This is a genomic window from Paenibacillus sp. FSL K6-1096 (assembly GCF_037977055.1).
GTDB lineage: Bacteria > Bacillota > Bacilli > Paenibacillales > Paenibacillaceae > Paenibacillus_AQ.
In genome coordinates, this window is the sequence record NZ_CP150274.1 from 166,651 (window position 1) to 184,162 (window position 17,512).

8 protein-coding genes are annotated in these 17,512 nt (G+C 50.2%); all 8 read left to right on the forward strand.

The window, feature by feature from the left end:
* Positions 1-6 precede the first annotated feature (6 nt).
* Genes MHI24_RS00675 through MHI24_RS00710 form a run of 8 tightly spaced genes read left to right on the forward strand, consistent with a single transcriptional unit; the run spans position 7 to position 17,499 of the window.
* Positions 7-1,236, forward strand: a complete 1,230-nt coding sequence (locus tag MHI24_RS00675; protein WP_340023637.1) for a beta-ketoacyl-[acyl-carrier-protein] synthase family protein — start codon at positions 7-9, stop codon at positions 1,234-1,236.
* Positions 1,233-2,249, forward strand: coding sequence for a beta-ketoacyl synthase N-terminal-like domain-containing protein (locus MHI24_RS00680; protein WP_340023638.1), 1,017 nt, complete (start codon positions 1,233-1,235; stop codon positions 2,247-2,249). The genes MHI24_RS00675 and MHI24_RS00680 overlap by 4 nt, the downstream gene beginning before the upstream one ends.
* The gene (locus MHI24_RS00685) at positions 2,250-2,495 is read left to right on the forward strand and encodes an acyl carrier protein (RefSeq protein WP_340023639.1); all 246 of its coding nucleotides are present in this window, start codon (positions 2,250-2,252) and stop codon (positions 2,493-2,495) included.
* Entirely contained in the window at positions 2,495-2,953 is a 459-nt protein-coding gene (gene fabZ / locus MHI24_RS00690) for a 3-hydroxyacyl-ACP dehydratase FabZ (RefSeq protein WP_340023640.1), read from the forward strand. Before MHI24_RS00685 ends, fabZ begins: the two co-directional genes overlap by 1 nt.
* Before the next feature lie 59 nt (positions 2,954-3,012).
* The gene (locus tag MHI24_RS00695) at positions 3,013-3,693 is read left to right on the forward strand and encodes an SDR family oxidoreductase (protein WP_340023641.1); all 681 of its coding nucleotides are present in this window, start codon (positions 3,013-3,015) and stop codon (positions 3,691-3,693) included.
* On the forward strand, positions 3,686-7,285 hold the full coding sequence (locus MHI24_RS00700) for a condensation domain-containing protein (protein ID WP_340023642.1): 3,600 nt from the start codon (positions 3,686-3,688) through the stop codon (positions 7,283-7,285). The genes MHI24_RS00695 and MHI24_RS00700 overlap by 8 nt, the downstream gene beginning before the upstream one ends.
* A gap of 12 nt (positions 7,286-7,297) precedes the next feature.
* A complete protein-coding gene (locus MHI24_RS00705) occupies positions 7,298-11,209 on the forward strand; it encodes an amino acid adenylation domain-containing protein (RefSeq protein ID WP_340023643.1) in 3,912 nt (1,303 codons plus the stop codon).
* 56 nt (positions 11,210-11,265) lie between these two features.
* Positions 11,266-17,499: an amino acid adenylation domain-containing protein gene (locus tag MHI24_RS00710; RefSeq protein WP_340023644.1), complete on the forward strand. Its 6,234-nt coding sequence runs from the start codon at positions 11,266-11,268 to the stop codon at positions 17,497-17,499.
* The last annotated feature ends 13 nt before the right edge of the window (positions 17,500-17,512 follow it).

The window sequence follows — 17,512 nt, forward strand, 5'->3', positions numbered from 1 at the left end:
TGATTGATGATGAGAAGGGTTGTTATTACAGGTATTGGTATGATTACTCCTGTCGGCACCGGCATGGACAAAAGCTGGTCCAGCCTGCTGTCCGGCCAATCCGGGGTGCAGGAGGTCCAATCGTTTGACCCGTCCAAATTCCGGGTGAAAATTGCAGGCGAGGTCAAGGATTTCGATCCGCGTACCTTCATGTCCCTTACACAGCAAGATCGTATGGGGAGAGGGGCGCAATATACCTATGCCGTTACCCAGATGGCTATTGAAGATGCCGGGCTCTCCATAGGGGAGTTAACTTCCTCCATGGTTGGCTTCTACTTGGGCTCCACCATGGGAGAGGCGCAGGTTCTGGAGAATATCGTTAAGAATCAAGTATTAGGCAGGCCGGTCCCCAGACAGGAGTACATGCATTTTCCAAGCCATCAAATGATCTCAACCGTAATGGATGAATTCAAACTGAACGGTCCTTCGAATTTTTTCTATAATGCTTGTGCGGCCGGCAATTATGCGATCGGGATGGCGGCCGATCTTATCCGCAGAGGCAAAGTGGACATCGCGGTATCAGGCGGAGTGGATGTTATATCCGAAGTGGCTTTTACGGGATTTAACCGTCTGCTCTCTCTTGATCCGGAACGCTGCAGACCCTTCGACAAGAACAGAAAAGGGCTGGTAGTCAGTGAAGGTGCGGCCGTCCTGATCATGGAGGAGATGGAGCATGCACTTAAGCGCGGCGCAAACATTTATGCTGAATTTAGCGGCTACGGACTCGGGATGGATGCCCATCACGTAACAGCCCCCCATCCTCAAGGGGAAGGTGCGCTTCGCAGTATTGAGACAGCGCTGGCGAATGCACATTTAAAGCCGGAGGATATTGATTATATCTCGGCGCATGGAACCGGCACTCCGGCTAACGATAAAGCAGAATCTTATGCGATCAAGAAAGTGTTCGGTGAACAAGGTGATCTGCCTCCGGTAAGCTCGATCAAGTCTATGCTGGGACATGCGATGGGAGCTGCCAGTGCGATTGAAGCGGCAGCGTCATGCTTAATGATCACGAATCAGGTGATGCTGCCGACGATTAATTTTGAAGAACCCGATACGAACTGTATTCAAGATTGCGTAGCGAACATACCTAGAGAAGCCGAGATCCGGCATATTGCCTCTAACGCCTTTGCCTTTGGCGGAAATACTGCCTGTATAATTCTGTCCCGTTTCCAAGAGGAGGTGCAGCCGTCGTGAGCAGAGTCGGAATCTACGGATATGCAGTAGTAACAGATTCAGCGCTATATGTCGGGGACCGTAAAAATGTATGGAATGAAGATGGGGAGAAGCAGTATCTAACAGGCATAAGCCTAAAATCAACCAGCCAGTTAAGCCGGAATTTGGGAGTGGCCGTCAAAGCGGCCATGGAGGAATCCCTCCTGAAGCCGGAGCCAGAACAACTGGGAGTAATTATGGGAAGCTCGCTCGGTTCCTCTGCAAAAATAGCTGATTTCCATAAAGTAGCTATTGAATCGGGACCGGATATGGTGAGTCCGATGGAGTTCCCGTCGACGGTAGCCAATGCTCCCAGCAGCCTGGTCGGGATCTGGTTCAAATTGAAGGGGCCTTGCATTGCTCTATCCAATGGGGATTCATCTGCGTTAGACGCCATAGCCCTAGCTTATGATGAAATCAAGTATAACGGGTACCCCTATTTCATGGCGGGTGGCGCAGATCAGTTAACTACGGGGGTAGAGGAAGGTTATGCCGAGTGTTACGGGGCCGATCGTCAGCTGGAAGGTCTGCATCTGGAGGATGGAGCGGGCGCAGCACTTGTGTCGGCCATTGGTCCGGAGGATGACCGTTATAAGGCAGAAATAATCGGCTATGTAAATTTGAATTTCAGTAAAGGGGGTGACATTGCGGACAGGATGCTGGGGGCAATCAGGAGCTTGCTTCATAAACATGAAGTTGAGCCGGGAGATATTCTGGCTGCCACCACATACAGACCTTACCAAGCAATCCAGACGGAGCTTGAAGGACTACTTGAACAAACTGAGCTAGCAATTTCTTATTGGAACCGTGATTACAACAGCAATCCGAATCGTCTGGCCGCAAACGGGATAATGAGCTTGATCCATGCCATGACAGTACAAGGTGCTGACGGCAGAGCATATCCGTACAGACTGTTGTTTGAAACCTCAGGCAGCGGAAAGTTATCAGCAGTATTAATGAAACTCAATTTCGTGTTGAAACTGAAAGGGGAATGAATGATGGTTAACGAGAATGAAATCAAGGATATGTTATCGGAGATTCTGGAGACAGATGTGAACGTTATCTCTGAGGATGCTTTATTTGTAGAGGATCTGGGCATGGATTCATTAAGAGTGCTTGAAATCTTGGCCGAACTGGAGAAGAAGTATAGCATTCAGATTCCTCCTGAACGTCTTACTGAGCTGAAGGATGTCCGCGGAACAATAGCAGTTGCGAAAGAAATTTGCGAGGCTGCGCAATAATGGTCCAAGGCGGATATGAATATCTCAAAACCAAGCTTCAGCAGAGATTTCCGCTCATGATGGTTGACCGGGTGCGGGAACTTGCGGAGGATCATAGTTACATACGGACCGTTAAAAATGTCAGCGGCAATGAGATCTGCTTCCTTGGCCATTTCCCGCATTTCTCGATTTTCCCGGGGGTCCTGATCATCGAAGCGATGGCTCAATCGGCATCTGTATTATTTGCCAGTGACGAAGCTCCCAGTGAAGATGACCTGTACCTGCTGGGCAGTGTTGGCAATACAAGGTTCCTCCATCCGGTTTTCCCCGGGGATCAGATGGAGATCCGGATCGATATCATTAAAAGGGTGCCGGACGCTTGCCTGGTCTCAGGTCAAGTACATGTTGACGGACTGCTTGTAGCTGAAGGCAAGCTGTCGTTTGCCAGAAGAAACAGGAATGGATGGGAGGACAAATGAGCGGTCAGGGGATTGCATTGGTGACGGGGGGAACCCGGGGAATCGGCAAGGCGATTGTATTGGAACTGGCGCGCCGCGGGGTGCATGTGGTTTTCACCTTCTTAAACCATGAGCAGCTGTCACTGCAATTGGTTGCGGAAGCCGCGCAGCTGGGGGGTTCCGCTGAAGGGCATTCAGTGGATTCAAGAGACAGCCAGGCAATCAGCAGCTTCATTAAGATGCTGATTAACCGATATGGTTCAATTGATATTCTTGTCAACAACTCGGGAATCAAGCATGATGTTCCGCTCCTGATGATGAAAGAGCAGGACTGGAACAACGTAGTTAATACGAATTTAAACAGCGTCTTCCATTTCTCAAAGCAAGTTAGCTTTTATATGTTGAAGCAAAAAAAGGGCAGAATTATTAATATCAGTTCAATTAGTGGCATATACGGGCTGGCGGGACAAACCAATTACTCGGCAACAAAAGCTGGAATTATTGGGTTCTCCCGGGCTTTAGCCAAAGAACTCGCCCCCTACGAGATTCCGGTCAATGTTATCGCTCCGGGAGGAGTGGATACAGAGATGACACAGCAGATGAAGGATAGCGGGCGAAATGAGCTGCTTGCAGCGATTCCGGCCAAAAGATTTGGCCGCCCGGATGAAGTGGCTAATGTGGCTGCCTACTTATCCCTGGACAGTCCTGCTTATTTGACTGGAGGAGTCTTGGTGCTGGACGGAGGGATGGGCATTGGCTGAGAGGCATCCATCCGGAGTTACGGGTAAGGATATTGCGGTTATTGGGTACGCCATTAGGATTCCGGGGGCTTCTGAAGAGGGAGCGATTTGGCGTGTTTGGGAAAACGAGGAAGACCGGATTTCAACTTTCCCGTCTTCCAGGATACAGGACCTTAACGGAATTCTGCCCTTCATTCAGTCCAAGGAAGCTGCAGATGGCTTTTTACCGGGAGCTTACTTCCAGGACATAACTGGTTTCGATCACAGCTTCTTTCATATGAGTTTTACAGAGGCGTGTTTGACAGATCCTTACCAGAAAATTTTTCTCGAAACAGCTTACACCGCTGTAGAACATGCAGGTTACGGCGGCTCTGCTTTGAGCGGTTCTAAGACAGGCGTATACGTAGGTTATGGTGACGGGCCAGATTATTTGGAATTTATGAAGCAGGAGATGGGAGGAGAGTTAACCTCGTCTCCTGATTTGAAGATGTCCGGGGTCATCGGCAGCTTAGGATCACTGGTGGCTGGACGCGTATGTCACTTCTTGGGATTGCAGGGCCCGGGGATTGTTATAGATACCTTGTGCTCCTCCTCTTTGACAGCCGTTCACCAGGCATTGTCCGCGATTCAGCGGGGAGAAGTAGAGATGGCATTAGCCGGCGGGATCAAGCTGGAGCTGAATCCTCTGGACAGCGGATTTCGCCGACACGGGTTTGAAGCGCAGAATGGTAGAACGATGCCGTTTGATGAGAATGCGACAGGTTACGCCCGGAGTGAAGCTGCCGGGGTTGTCCTGCTGAAACCGCTGGATACCGCAACTCAAGATGGGGATTTCATACATGCTGTCATCAAAGTTAGTGCCTGCCTGCATGGCGGAGGAACCATGGGAGTCGTCACCCCTTCCTTTGAAGGGGTGGAGCGCGTTGTTCTTCAAGCGCTGGAATCGGCAGGTGTAAATGCAGAGGATATTAGTTATTTGGAGACGAACGGGACCGGCAGCCGAATGTCTGACTCTATGGAGCTGTTTGGCTTGCATCGGGCATTTAGCCATTATACTTCCAAAAAACAATTTTGCGGAATCGGCAGCTTCAAAGCAAATATAGGTCATCCGGTCCATGCTTCAGGGATCGTCGGGCTGATCAAGATCATTATGGCAATGAAACACAGGCAAATTCCAGCTTCCATCCATTTTGAGCATCCGAACAATCTATTTAATTTCATGGATTCACCATTCTATATGAACGACCGTACCCGGGAATGGAAGGGAGCAGAGCACTCCCTGATCTGCGGCATTAATACGATGGGGATGAGCGGGACGAATAGTCATGTGATCGTTGCTGAAGCTCCATTCATCGCTAAGTCTCCCGGCCAAGAGATGGCGGGCCCGGCAAGCTACATATTTGTTCTGTCATCTATGAGCAAGGGTTCGCTGTATTCCCTTGTGGATAGGTATATTGCTATGCTCCAATCTGCACAAACCCTGAATCTCAGGGATATCTGTTATACATTGCAGAGGGGCAGAGGTCATTATGAGGAGCGGCTGGCCATTGTTTTCCGGAGCCGGGAAGATCTGCTTGGCAAGCTATTGAATCTTCAAGCGAAGATACGCACTCAGCAGGGCAACGAGGTTAATGGAATCTATCTCCGCACTCATCACCTCATCACAGCTAAACAAAGCAAGAGCAGGGCAGAGGACATTACCCGGATGGAGTGCAAACAGCTCTCTGTACAAGCCCGGGTGCTGGGAGAGCAATTAATAGAAGAGCTGACTGTTCGGGAAGAACTCTTGCATACTCTATGTGATCTTTATACACGAGGGGCGGATGTGCCTTGGGACGTCTTCTACTCTAAAGACAAGCCTAACAAAGCGGAGCTGCCTACCTATGTGTTTGACACCAGCGCTTGCTGGTATACCCATCTCGGTGCAGCAAGCGGAGAATCCAACCAGATGCAGTCGGAAGTAGCTGCTGCTGCAGTAGCCGACCACAATGTTGATGCAGATTCAATCGGCGGTCAGATTAAGGGGATATGGCACTCTATACTCCAGAGGGAAGGTTTGGGGGATGAGGATCACTTTTTTGAACTGGGCGGCGATTCTATTTCTCTGTTCCAAATGCTGAGCCTGATCCAGAAGACGTTCCAGATCACATTAAACATTGAAGAAGTCATGCTGAATCCGACGCTTAACACCGTGTCTGAACTGGTACAAAGCGCACTGAACCAGCAGGTGGATGCCGATTCGCTGCTTATGCTGCCTGAGATGAAGCCGGCGGATACCCAAGGCAGCTACCCGTTGTCAGCCAATCAGACCCGGCTGTTTGCCATTCATGGTCTGCAAGGGAACTCTGTCAGCTACAATTTGCCCGCTGCAGTTGAAGCTGGTGAAGGAAGTGATCTGCCCAAGCTGATAAACTCCTTCCAGTGTCTGGTAGACCGCCATGAAATTCTGCGGACAGCCTTTGAAGCCGGGGACGGGCCGCCGCGCCAGTATATCCAGGATACCATACAGCTTCTCCCGGAATATTACTGCTTAGAAGAATACGAATCGTTAGAGGATATTCTGGACCGCTTCATCAGACCGTTTGATCTGGGGAAGGCGCCACTGCTGCGGATCGGAATCGTGCAGCGTCACCTGCGCAACCCGGTTCTGTTATTTGATATGCACCACATCATATCAGACCGTACAACGGTTGATCTTTTGCTGTGTGAGTTGGTGGACTTATACAATGGACAGACTCCAGCGCCGGTACCCCTGCATTACAAGGATTATGCTTGCTGGGAACAGCTTTTCCATGAAACAGCCGTATTTAGGAAACAGGAGAGATACTGGGTAAGCCAGTTTTCTTCACCCGTTACCCCGGTGTCGCTGCCTCTTGATTATGAGCGCCCTATATCCCCAAGTTATGCTGGCGGCAAGCTTCAAAGTCAGCCTTCTACGGTAATGAGCGGGCAGATAACTGGCCTGGCTGAAGCGTGCGGCGTTACACCGTTTGTCATTGGGCTTAGCGCCTATCTGGTCCTGCTCTACAAATATACGGCATGCGAAGATTTAGTAGTGGGCACTCCCGTATTGGGAAGAGTGGGGACAGGCGCGGACAGAATGCTTGGAATGTTCGCTAATACACTAGCCTTACGCAATCGTATAAATGGTTCCATGACGGTCAGAGATATCATACAGTCTGTTAAATTCAGCAGTTATGCTGCCTTTGCCAACCAAAACTACCCGCTCCATGAGCTGTTGGATCAAATCAGTTGGAAACGTGAGCCCAATCGTCATCCCTTGTTCGATACCTGCTTTGCCTGGATGAATAAAGAGCATAGCATCTATTCTTTTCATGGGGTGGAGTTAAGCTGGATGGATATTCCTCAAAGAAGTACACTCTTCGACCTAAGCTTCAACTTGTACGATAGAGCCGAAGGGCTGGTAATCGAAACGGTGTATGCAGCAGAGCTGTTCAAGGCTGAGACGATGGAGCTTATGCTGAGTCATTATGCAGCCATCGTACAACAGATGGCCGATAAACTTGATACTGCAATGGAACAAGTGATGCTGCCGGTGAATTTCAAGAAGGTTGAACTGCTTGATGAAGAGGGAAGCTTTGAATTTTATTAAGTAGGTGATGTCATGGATCTGAATTCAAGCCTGTGGTTACACGATCCGCGGCTGCGGGAGGAAAGGCAGTATTGGGAGAATTTATGGAGTGAGCTCCCTGAACGCAGTTTACTGCTTTCCGCCAGTGTGAAGAAGTCAGCGGTCGGGCAATGGTCTGAGCGTATCCTGTCTTTACCGGAGCAGGCGACAGCCTGGCTGTTTCGGGTCAGCAACCATTCGGACCGCAGATTATTTGCAGCACTTGCGGCGCTTACGGAAGTCATGCTGGCGAAATTTACAGGGGATTCCCGTTTTCTTTTTGCGGTACCGCTTGAGCGCATGCCCGCTTCGGACGGCCTGTTAAATACATTTATCCTAATGAATATGTCAGCCATGAGTGAACAGACGTATCAGTCGCTCACTCAAGCAGCCCACACCGCCTATCAAGAAGGAATAAAGCATTGCAATTTTCCGTTAGAAGCCTTTTTGGCGCACCAGTATGGTGAAGATGCCCTAGCATTTATCAAGTCTTGCTCCATCGGGATTGCCCTGAATAATATACATGACATTAATAATTTAACATGTAAACCTTTGCTGCAATTCCTGTTCGAACGCTCGGGAGATCGTATACAAGTTAAAGTGATGCATCATGAGAGTCTTGCGTCATCCGTTGTTGAATCCCTGTCACAGTGGCTGATTCAAGCCTCGTTATGGATCTCTGAATGTCCGGGAATGCCGATTGAAGCAGCGCGGCTTATGCAAGAGAACGAGCGCAGGCGCCTGCTGGAGACGGGTCAGGGTACAACACTTGCCTGGGATAACACCCTGACCCTGGATGCAAGTTTCCGCAGGGCGGCTGCCCGGTACGGCCCGCAGACAGCAGCCGTCTGCAGCGGCACCTCCATGACTTATGAACAGCTCGATCATTTGTCAGAGCAATTGGCGCACCAGTTGATCCGTCAGGGTCTTCAGCCTGGCGAAGCGGCGGCGATCGCGGCAGACCGCTCCTGCGAGACTCTTGTAGCGATGCTTGCTGTGCTGAAAGCCGGAGCAGCATACGTTCCGCTGGATCTGGAGCTGCCTGGGGAGCGCCTGCATTATATTTTACAAGACAGTCATGCCCGATTTGTAATTGCAGCCAGCAGAACTCAGGACCTTAATAATCTCGGATTACCGGTTATCCGGGCGGAGCATCCCCCGTTCGATTGTTCCAGCCCCGCCCCTGTGCAGAGTGAGCATGATGGCAGAAGTCTGGCTTATATTCTGTACACTTCAGGCTCCACAGGCCATCCCAAAGGAGTAATGATCGAGCACCGCAATGTGTTGCATTTGGTTCAAGCGTTGCAGACAGATGTCTTTCAAGAAGAGCTCCAGGAGAGAAAATTAGCACTTGTTGCTCCTTTCTTCTTCGATGCCTCTGTACAGCAGATCTATCCTGCACTACTCTCGGGTGCAACGCTGTACATAACACCAGACGAGGTGCGGGTAGATGGCCGCAAGCTCCATGCGTTCTACCGTAAGCATGCTATCGAATATACGGACGGGACTCCCATGCACTTAAAGATGCTGTCGCTGGTTGAGGATGATTATAACGTATTGGCTCTGAAGCAGCTGGTGATTGGAGGGGAAGCGCTGTGTTTCGAGGATGTTCGTGCATTCAGGTCCAAATTCAGCCGCGTTCCTCCGACGGTTACAAATGTGTACGGGCCAACAGAATGCTGCGTCGATTGCTCTTTCTTCCATATCGGTACGGAGGATTCCTCTTCAGGCATCGTCCCCATCGGCCGCCCCCTTGGCGAAGGGAATCTGTACATTCTGCGCAATGAATCGGAACTGGTCCCTTCAGGCTGTACCGGAGAGCTGTGGATATCGGGCCCAGGCGTTGGCAGAGGTTATATGCATCCCGCTGCGAAAGGTGTAGGTTCCTTTCTAGAAGATCCTTTTAGAGCAGGGGCGAGAATGTACCGGTCAGGAGATTTATGCCGCTGGGATGAACATGGAATTCTGCATTTTGTAGAACGTATGGATTATCAGGTCAAAATCAAAGGCTACCGGATCGAACTTGGTGAGATTGAGAAGGCGATGATACAGCTTCGGGGGCTCAAGGAAGCCGTAGCTGTTGTATCGCCGGATGCTTATGGAATCGCGCGCTTAATTGCCTTTTATACGGAGGAGGCTGGTAAGAATCTCAGGAAAGATCCTGAAACAGATCTCTGGAACCAATTGAAGGAACACCTTCCCGGATACATGATCCCCGCTTCCTTCATTCGTTTGGAAGAGCTGCCTTTGCTGTCGAATGGAAAGATTAACCGGAGAAGGTTATCTGAGCCGGAATTCACTGACTTGGTGCAGCAGGGTGATCATAAGCTCCCGCAGACCCCGGTGGAGAAGGGAGTCCATGAGATATGGTGCGAAACTCTGGGAGTCGCACAGGCATCTGTGCGAAGCAACTTTTTCGCTTCAGGCGGCCATTCAATTAATGCGGTTTCTATGGCTTCGGCACTACAGCGGCGCTTTGCCTTGCCTGTGTCGGTAAGCACGATCTTTAATCATCCGTCCATTGAACAATTGGCCGGATATATAGAGAGCTCGCAGGCCACTGTAATCCCTATTGCACGTTATGGCGAAAGGGAGAGCTATCCCTTGTCCTTTCAACAGCGGCCGATCTTCATACAGCAAATGTTATATCCTGCATCATATCAATACAATATGCCAAGCGTGTTCAGTGTAAATGGAAAGCTGGACCGGCAGCGCCTGTACAATGCATTCTCCGGTCTGGTTCAGCGGCATGACCTTCTGCGTGCAAGCTTCCACTATGTACAAGGTGAGCCCAGAATGCTAATTTCCTCCACCCCCGCAGTCCCAGACCTGGAAGATGTAGGCCAAGGCGAAATAAGTGAGCTGCTTGCAAGGTTTGTGCGTCCGTTTGATCTGACCAAGGCGGTACAGATGCGAATGGGCATCGCTTCGGATGAGAACGAAAATGTGCTGCTGCTGCTGGATCTTCATCACTTGGTATGTGACGGTGAGAGTATGGCGTATCTACTACGGGACTTATTCTCATTATATGCAGTGGCAGAGCTTCCTGATCTGCCCGGACACCGGTTTGCCGATTATTGCTTATGGCAGGAAGATTATGAGGAGACGGCTTCATATCAGCAGCATGAGAAACATTGGCGTGAGCAATTCACCGGGATCGGTGGTACGAAGATGAAGTATAGCGGGCTGGACGGGGACAACAATCAGCCTACAGGCGCCAGAGTTGAGACTATGCTTGATGACCATATGTTGGTGCAAATTCAGGACGCTGCACAGACACTAAGGCTGTCTGTTCATGTATTCATGCTGAATGCTTACGCTATTCTGCTTAGCAAGTACCTCAGCATGAGTGATTTCGGGTTAGGCACTGCAGTCAATGCAAGGCCGGCAGAATTAAGTAACGTGGCAGGGATGTTTGTATATACATTGCCATTACGCATCCAGATTCCTTCCGGACAGGATTTCACCGGTTTCTCGGAACAGATGATGAACCAGGTGGCCCGTTCGCTTGAGCATAAGGAATACCGGCTGGAGGAATATACACGCCTCATCCATACCATGTTTGTCTATTCAGAGAACGGATTACCGGAAGATACGACATTGCCGGACCAAGTGACGCTTCATCCGGTGCCTCTTGCAGAGAGGGCGGCTAAGTTTGACTATACGCTTGAATGTCTGGGTGGTACTGACGGGATGTGCATAGGATTGGACTATCAGGCAGACCAGATAGAACAGCCGGAAGCTTCTCTGCTGCTTAAACGGTACATATTTATTCTGGAACAGGTATGTGCCAACCCAGCACTTAGTCTGGACGAGATTCGCATCCGATTCCCGGAGGAGCAGGCTGAACTGAAGCGGACCATTGAACGCCAGTCGATGATCGTCAGCATACCGATTGATTTATAGGACAAGGAGGATGCGCAAGCAACCCGAATGGGTTATTATGGAATAGGAGGACTTATATGGGCTTGAAGCCAAAATACCATGATGAGCCGCTTATGGTGGAAGCGAGAAATTATTGGGCCGGTGAATTACAGGACCACACTTTTCAAATGGCGCTTGGAAAGGGAGGCTCCCGGCCGGTTACAGCCGGAGAGCTGTGTGAGCTTGCGATCAGCCTCGACGGCGGGACGAGAGACTTATTGAAGCGCAAGGTACAGAGTGAGCTGGCGGTCTTTTCTCTGGTGCTATCCGCCGTACAAGCCGTTCTGTACGGTTATGCCGAGGAAGACAGAGTGGTGACGGCTATCCCCGCGATCGATCGCCCGGAGACAGAAACGAATAGTAATCTGTTATATATTGGCAGTACGATCAAGGATTCGAGCGAGTTCAGGCAGGTCGTCTTGCACGTAAAAGAAAAGCTGGAGCTGGCTTTGCAGTATCAATATTATCCGGCTGCTGCACTTCTGGGAGAGCAGGAGCAGCACATGCTGTCAGCTGTTACACTTTGCTCTCCTTCTTTGCATCGTCACTTTGAACCTGCTGGTCATATAAGGGAGAATCCGTCATCCTTAGTTATCGAGTGGAGATGGGAGGAACATACGGCTGCTCTTCATTTATTCTACATAGAGGATTATTACGACAGAGCAATCCTGAACCGTATGCTGAAAAGTATTCTTTCTGTGTTAGGAGTCGGACTTAGCGACCCTTCAAGGCAGATCGGCGGCATCCGCATCCATCCGGATGAGCAAGCTTGGTTAGTGAAGGCGGGCAGTCCCGGCAATGCCGGACAAGAGCAGCGGACTATCTTCGAACTATTTGAAGATGCAGCACGAGTCTACCGAGATCACACAGCAGTTATTTTTGACAATGTGTCCGTTACGTACGGAGAGCTCTACGATGAGGTTCAAGAGATTGCCGGAGGATTGCGCCAACAGGGAATCGGCAAAGGTAGCCTGGTTGCCGTACCCGCTGAACGCTCGCTTCAGTCGATCACGGCAATACTGGGTGTAATGGCTTCAGGCGCCGCCTTTCTTCCGCTGGATGCTGAGATTCCTTCCCAGAGATTCTTGTACATTGTTGAGGAATGCAAGCCGGATATGCTGATTGCCGCCAATCTATGGTACCAGAAGCGCGAAGATCTGGTATCGGCCTGGACAATCGGCCTGGAATCAGTCAGCAGATGGGGATTACGGCTTGCAGCCTTCAATGTCAAGGACGAAGCCCCGGACCGGCTGGAGCATCTGGCGTACATTATTTATACCTCTGGAACTACAGGGAAGCCCAAAGGCGTCATGATTACGCAGGAAGCCTTCGCTGACCGGATCATTTGGAGGTCTGAGGAATACGGCTTGTCAGAGACAGACTGCATCCTGCAATGGTTTCCCTTATATTTTGACGGATTCCTGACCAGTTTCTTTACTCCCCTGATCACCGGCGCAGCCATTGTACAATGCGGGGACGCCGAAGCAAGGAATCCGCAAGCGATTGTCCGGCTGCTCCAAAAGCATCAGGTGACCCATTTCATCTGCATTCCATCGATGTTCATTCACCTTCTTGAACAAGCACAAGGGCATTTGGCCAATTCGCTTCGTATGGTTACCTTAGCCGGTGAACGGATGACCCAATCCATTCTGGACCAGTGCTCGCAGCTCTCCTTTGAGCTGGTTAACGAATACGGTCCGACCGAATGCACAGTGGTTGCTACCTGTCTGCGTTCGGTTAGCAGCCATACTTCGATAGGCAAGCCGGTGCGGAATACGGATATTTATATCTTGGGGAAGGATGGAAAGCCCGTCCCGGCAGGAGTCACCGGAGAGATATGCATCGGCGGCATCGGTGTATCACCGGGATATGTAAATAATGAACAGCTGACGCAGGAACGCTTCATTCCGAACCCCTGCCATCCGGCAACCCGGTTATATTGTACCGGAGACTTAGGATGCTGGACCGAAGCGGGTGAGATTGAATATTGGGGCAGAAGAGACAGGCAGGTCAAAATAAACGGCTACCGGATTGAGCTGGACGAAATTGAGCGAAGCCTTTCCGGGTCCTCCAGAGTCGCCAATGCAGCCGTGGTCGTCTCTGGAGGACCCGAGGGTGCGGGGCAAAGATTAATTGCTTATGTTGAAGGCGATTGTAAGGGAAAAGAGCAGGAACTACAGGAATTCTTAAAGAGGCTGCTCCCGGAATATATGATTCCCGAGCGCATCATTGTTCTGGAGCAGCTTCCCGTTACCGTTCAGGGCAAGGTAGATTATAAAATTCTGGAATCATATCCCCCAGAAGAGAAAGAGCATCAGGCAGATTCCCCTCTGACTCCGCTGCAACAGAGACTGGCAAATCTGTATTCTGTGGTGCTGAAGCTCCCGCGGGTGGATCCCTCCATTTCTTTTTTTGAGCATGGGGGTAATTCCATTACAGCTTCGATCCTGCTCCAGCAGCTGCAGGACCAGGGCTTTGCGGTGCCTGCCTTCCGGGAGTTCTATTCAAATTCCACTGTCTTCAAGCTGTCTGCACTTCTCGAATCTGCGGGACAAACAGTTCTGGAACCCATTCCGCACCTTGGGTTTCAGGAATATTACGAGACCTCATCTACACAAAAGCAAATGTTTTTGCTGGAGAATTTTATGAATGTGCAGACTGCCTATAATATGCCTGGAGCTGTAGAAATCACAGGAACACTGGATGTGGGCCGTTTGCAGCACGCTCTGCAGAAGGTTACTGACGCGAATGAAATACTCCGCACCTCTTTTCATTTAATTGAGGGTCTACCGGTGCAGAAGGTGCATAGTGCCGTCAATCCTGACTTTATTTTTGAGGAGGACCCTTATTCTGAACTTGACGGGTCGTTCCGCCAGTTCATCCGGCCGTTCCGGCTCAACCAGCCCTCTCAGCTTCGCTTGAAGCTGATCCGCAGAGATGCAGAACTTCATTGGCTGTTTATTGATATGCACCATATGATCGGCGATGCAGTAACGATTGAACGGCTGCTTCAGCAGATCGTGGCTGCATACGGGGAGGAGAGCGGGGAACCTGCTTGTGCACCATTACAATATAAAGATTATGCCGCCTGGTCCAATGAGCAATTGCGCATAGGAAGGTATGATAACCAGTTAGAATACTGGAAATCCCTGTTTGACGATGAAGTTCCCGTGCTTGAATATCCGTGCGCCGATCCTTTGCAGCCGGTCTTCAGCAATAAGGGACGGAGAATGATATGGCACCTGGAAGACAGGCTATTTGCACAAGTGTCGGATTATGCAGCGAAGTCAGAGGTTACATTGTTTATGCTGCTTGCTGCTGTCTATCATCTAACTCTTGCAAAAATGACCGGCCACACTGACATTGTTACAGGGACACCTGTAAGCCTGCGCAGTAAGAAAGCTCTACAGGACGTTATGGGGGTGTTCGTAAATACGCTGCCTCTGCGTTCCCGGCCTGCCTATCATAAAACCATTCAAGAGTACCTGGAAGAAATCAGGGAGCTGTCGCTTCAGATGTATGAGAATATGGATGTTCCGCTGGAGGATATTACATCCCATGTATTAAGAGAAGCTTCACCTGGGAATGGTGCATCCCGCTCTCTTTTCCAGACAGTGTTTGCATTTCAGGATTATTCTCTACAGCCGTCTGCTCTTGGAGCTTTGTCCCTGACGCCGCTCTCACCTGATTATGCCGCTACGAAATTCGATTTCATGATGGAGGCTTTTTATACCGGCAGCGGCTTACGTTTACAGCTGGATTACAACCCGTCAAGAATGGACGAACGCTACGCTGAGGAACTGGCTGCACGATACCGGATGCTGCTGGAGTATATCGTGAAGCATTCGGGGGACGGGCTTATCCAGGACTTGCCCAATCTGCTTGAAGAAGAATACAGACAATATGTTATAACGTACAATGAGACCTCCAAAGACTATCCGCTGGGCCTTTCGGTACACCAATTGTTTGAACGGCAGGTACACCTTACGCCAGACCGGATTGCATTGACACATCGCGGAACACATCTTACTTATAAGGAATTGAACGGGCAGGCCAATCAAATCGCAGTCTTTTTACGTAAACAGGGCATTCAGCCGAATGAACTTGTTGGCATATGCGCAGATCATGGCTTTGAGCTCCTGATTGCCATATTAGGAGTGTTGAAATCAGGCGCAGCCTTTCTCCCCATCGACCCAGACCAAACACAACGGGCGGAATATATGCTTGCCGATAGCGGGGCACGTATTCTGCTGACGGATCATGCGGAACATTTTGCGGCTTTTGCGGAGCAGCTCAAGATCGTGAAATTAAGCGGGGCCGGGTATGAGCAGGAATGCACTGATAATCTTCCGTCTCTTCAGCGTCCAGACGACTTGGCTTATGTAATCTATACTTCAGGAACGTCCGGGCAGCCTAAAGGCACCATGATCCATCACCGGGGACTGACCAACTATATATGCTGGGCGAATGAAGTTTACGCCGGAGAAGAGCCTGTTGATTTTGCATGCTATTCCTCCATTGCTTTTGACTTAACCATCACCTCCTTATTTACACCCTTAATCGCAGGCAACCGGATATGGCTATACAGCGGAGCGAATAAATCCTTGCTGATCCGCGATATTATTCAGGATAATCAGCACTGCATCGTTAAGCTGACACCCAGTCACCTGAAGCTGATCGAGGAGATGGACCTGAGTCATACGAGAATACAGAAGCTGATCGTGGGTGGAGAGGATCTTAAGAATGCGCTCGCAGCAAGCATTGTTCGTCAATCGGGCGGAAAGATCCGCATCTTTAACGAGTACGGCCCTACCGAGACGGTTGTCGGATGTATGATTTATGAATATGTGCAGGGAGAAGAGGAAGGGTCCGTTCCAATCGGCGTACCGGCAGGGAACATGCAGATTTATGTACTGGATGCAGGCCTGCAACCCGTACCGCCGCGCACAGCCGGTGAAATCTATATCGCTGGGGTCGGAGTTGCCAAGGGATATCTTCACCAAGAAGCAATGACTCAAGAGAAATTCATACCGAATCCATTCGATCCCGGCAAGAGGATGTACAAGACCGGCGATCTCGCCCGCCGCAATGCATCGGGAGAACTGGTATATCTCGGCCGTGCTGATGATCAGATCAAAATCCGCGGACACCGCATCGAGCCTGGGGAAATCGAACAAGTGCTGATGCAGCTTCCAGAGGTCGGTCAGGTCGTCATAGTTGACGGTAAGCATTCTAACGGGGAACGGTTCCTGGCAGCTTATTACACTTCGGCTCAGACGGAGCTTGCCGCAGAGCTCCACACTCTCGCAAAGAGGAATCTGCCGGAATATATGGTACCCAGATTTTTTTCGCGTATGGAGAGGCTTCCCGTTACGGCTAACGGCAAGCTGGACCGCAGCCTATTGCGGAATCTTCCTTTGCAGCAGGAGGAAGCCCGGGCGCAGCCTGTATTTGCCACCGAAACCGAAAGCATGGTTGCTTCGATATGGAAGGAAGTGCTTCACACGGGCAGTGTCGGACCGCAGGATAACTTCTTTGATGCCGGAGGCAGTTCGATTCTGGCGATGAAGCTGTTTGACCGGCTGGATAAGCAGCTTCCCGGTGAAATAGAAATGACTGATATCTTTGCTTACCCGACGATCAGACTCCAGGCTGAGCTCCTTGATAAGAAGGCTCATGCCAAAATGGATAAACCGGTCCTTGCTCCTTCTTTTGAGCTTCCCGAAGCCTATTATACCGGCAGATTGCTCGGATGGATGGAGAAAACATGGATAATGAAGCTCTCAAGCAAAGATTGGATGGAGTTCCACGCTTGCTGTACCAGATACGGAGTAACAGCCGGTAAACTTTTAGCCGGGGTGTATATTTATTCCTTGGCCGAAATATCCGGGAAGACCCGGATTCCTCTGGTGGTAAGTATTGGACGCCAATTACAGCTTATTGAGCTAAGCATGGCCGGAATTTCTGATTTTCCGCAGTTACTGGGCGCGCTAAACAAGGAGCTAGAGCTTCATAAAAACCAACCCGGATTACAAGATACCCTGTTCTCTGAATCAGCAATCGGCCATATTTATCCATTAATAGAGATGGAATCTGGAGGGCTGCCGGCAGCTTCACTGAAGGAGCGTTATGATCTGAGGCTCTCTTACCGGCAACACCCCGATTCAATGACCATTGAGCTGCAATACAACGCAATGAAGTTATCGAACCGCACAGCGGATTTATTTCAGGGGTTCGCGCATTATTTGGGGGCTGTCATCCATCTGAAATGATGTAGCACACAGG

What these genes read in the sequence shown, in the direction of transcription:
- MHI24_RS00675 (WP_340023637.1), top strand. Translation starts at nt 7, where the DNA reads ATGATGAGAAGGGTTGTTATTACAGGTATTGGTATGATTACTCCTGTC.
- MHI24_RS00685 (WP_340023639.1), top strand. Translation starts at nt 2,250, where the DNA reads ATGATGGTTAACGAGAATGAAATCAAGGATATGTTATCGGAGATTCTG.
- fabZ (WP_340023640.1), top strand. Translation starts at nt 2,495, where the DNA reads ATGGTCCAAGGCGGATATGAATATCTCAAAACCAAGCTTCAGCAGAGA.
- MHI24_RS00705 (WP_340023643.1), top strand. Translation starts at nt 7,298, where the DNA reads ATGGATCTGAATTCAAGCCTGTGGTTACACGATCCGCGGCTGCGGGAG.
- MHI24_RS00710 (WP_340023644.1), top strand. Translation starts at nt 11,266, where the DNA reads ATGGGCTTGAAGCCAAAATACCATGATGAGCCGCTTATGGTGGAAGCG.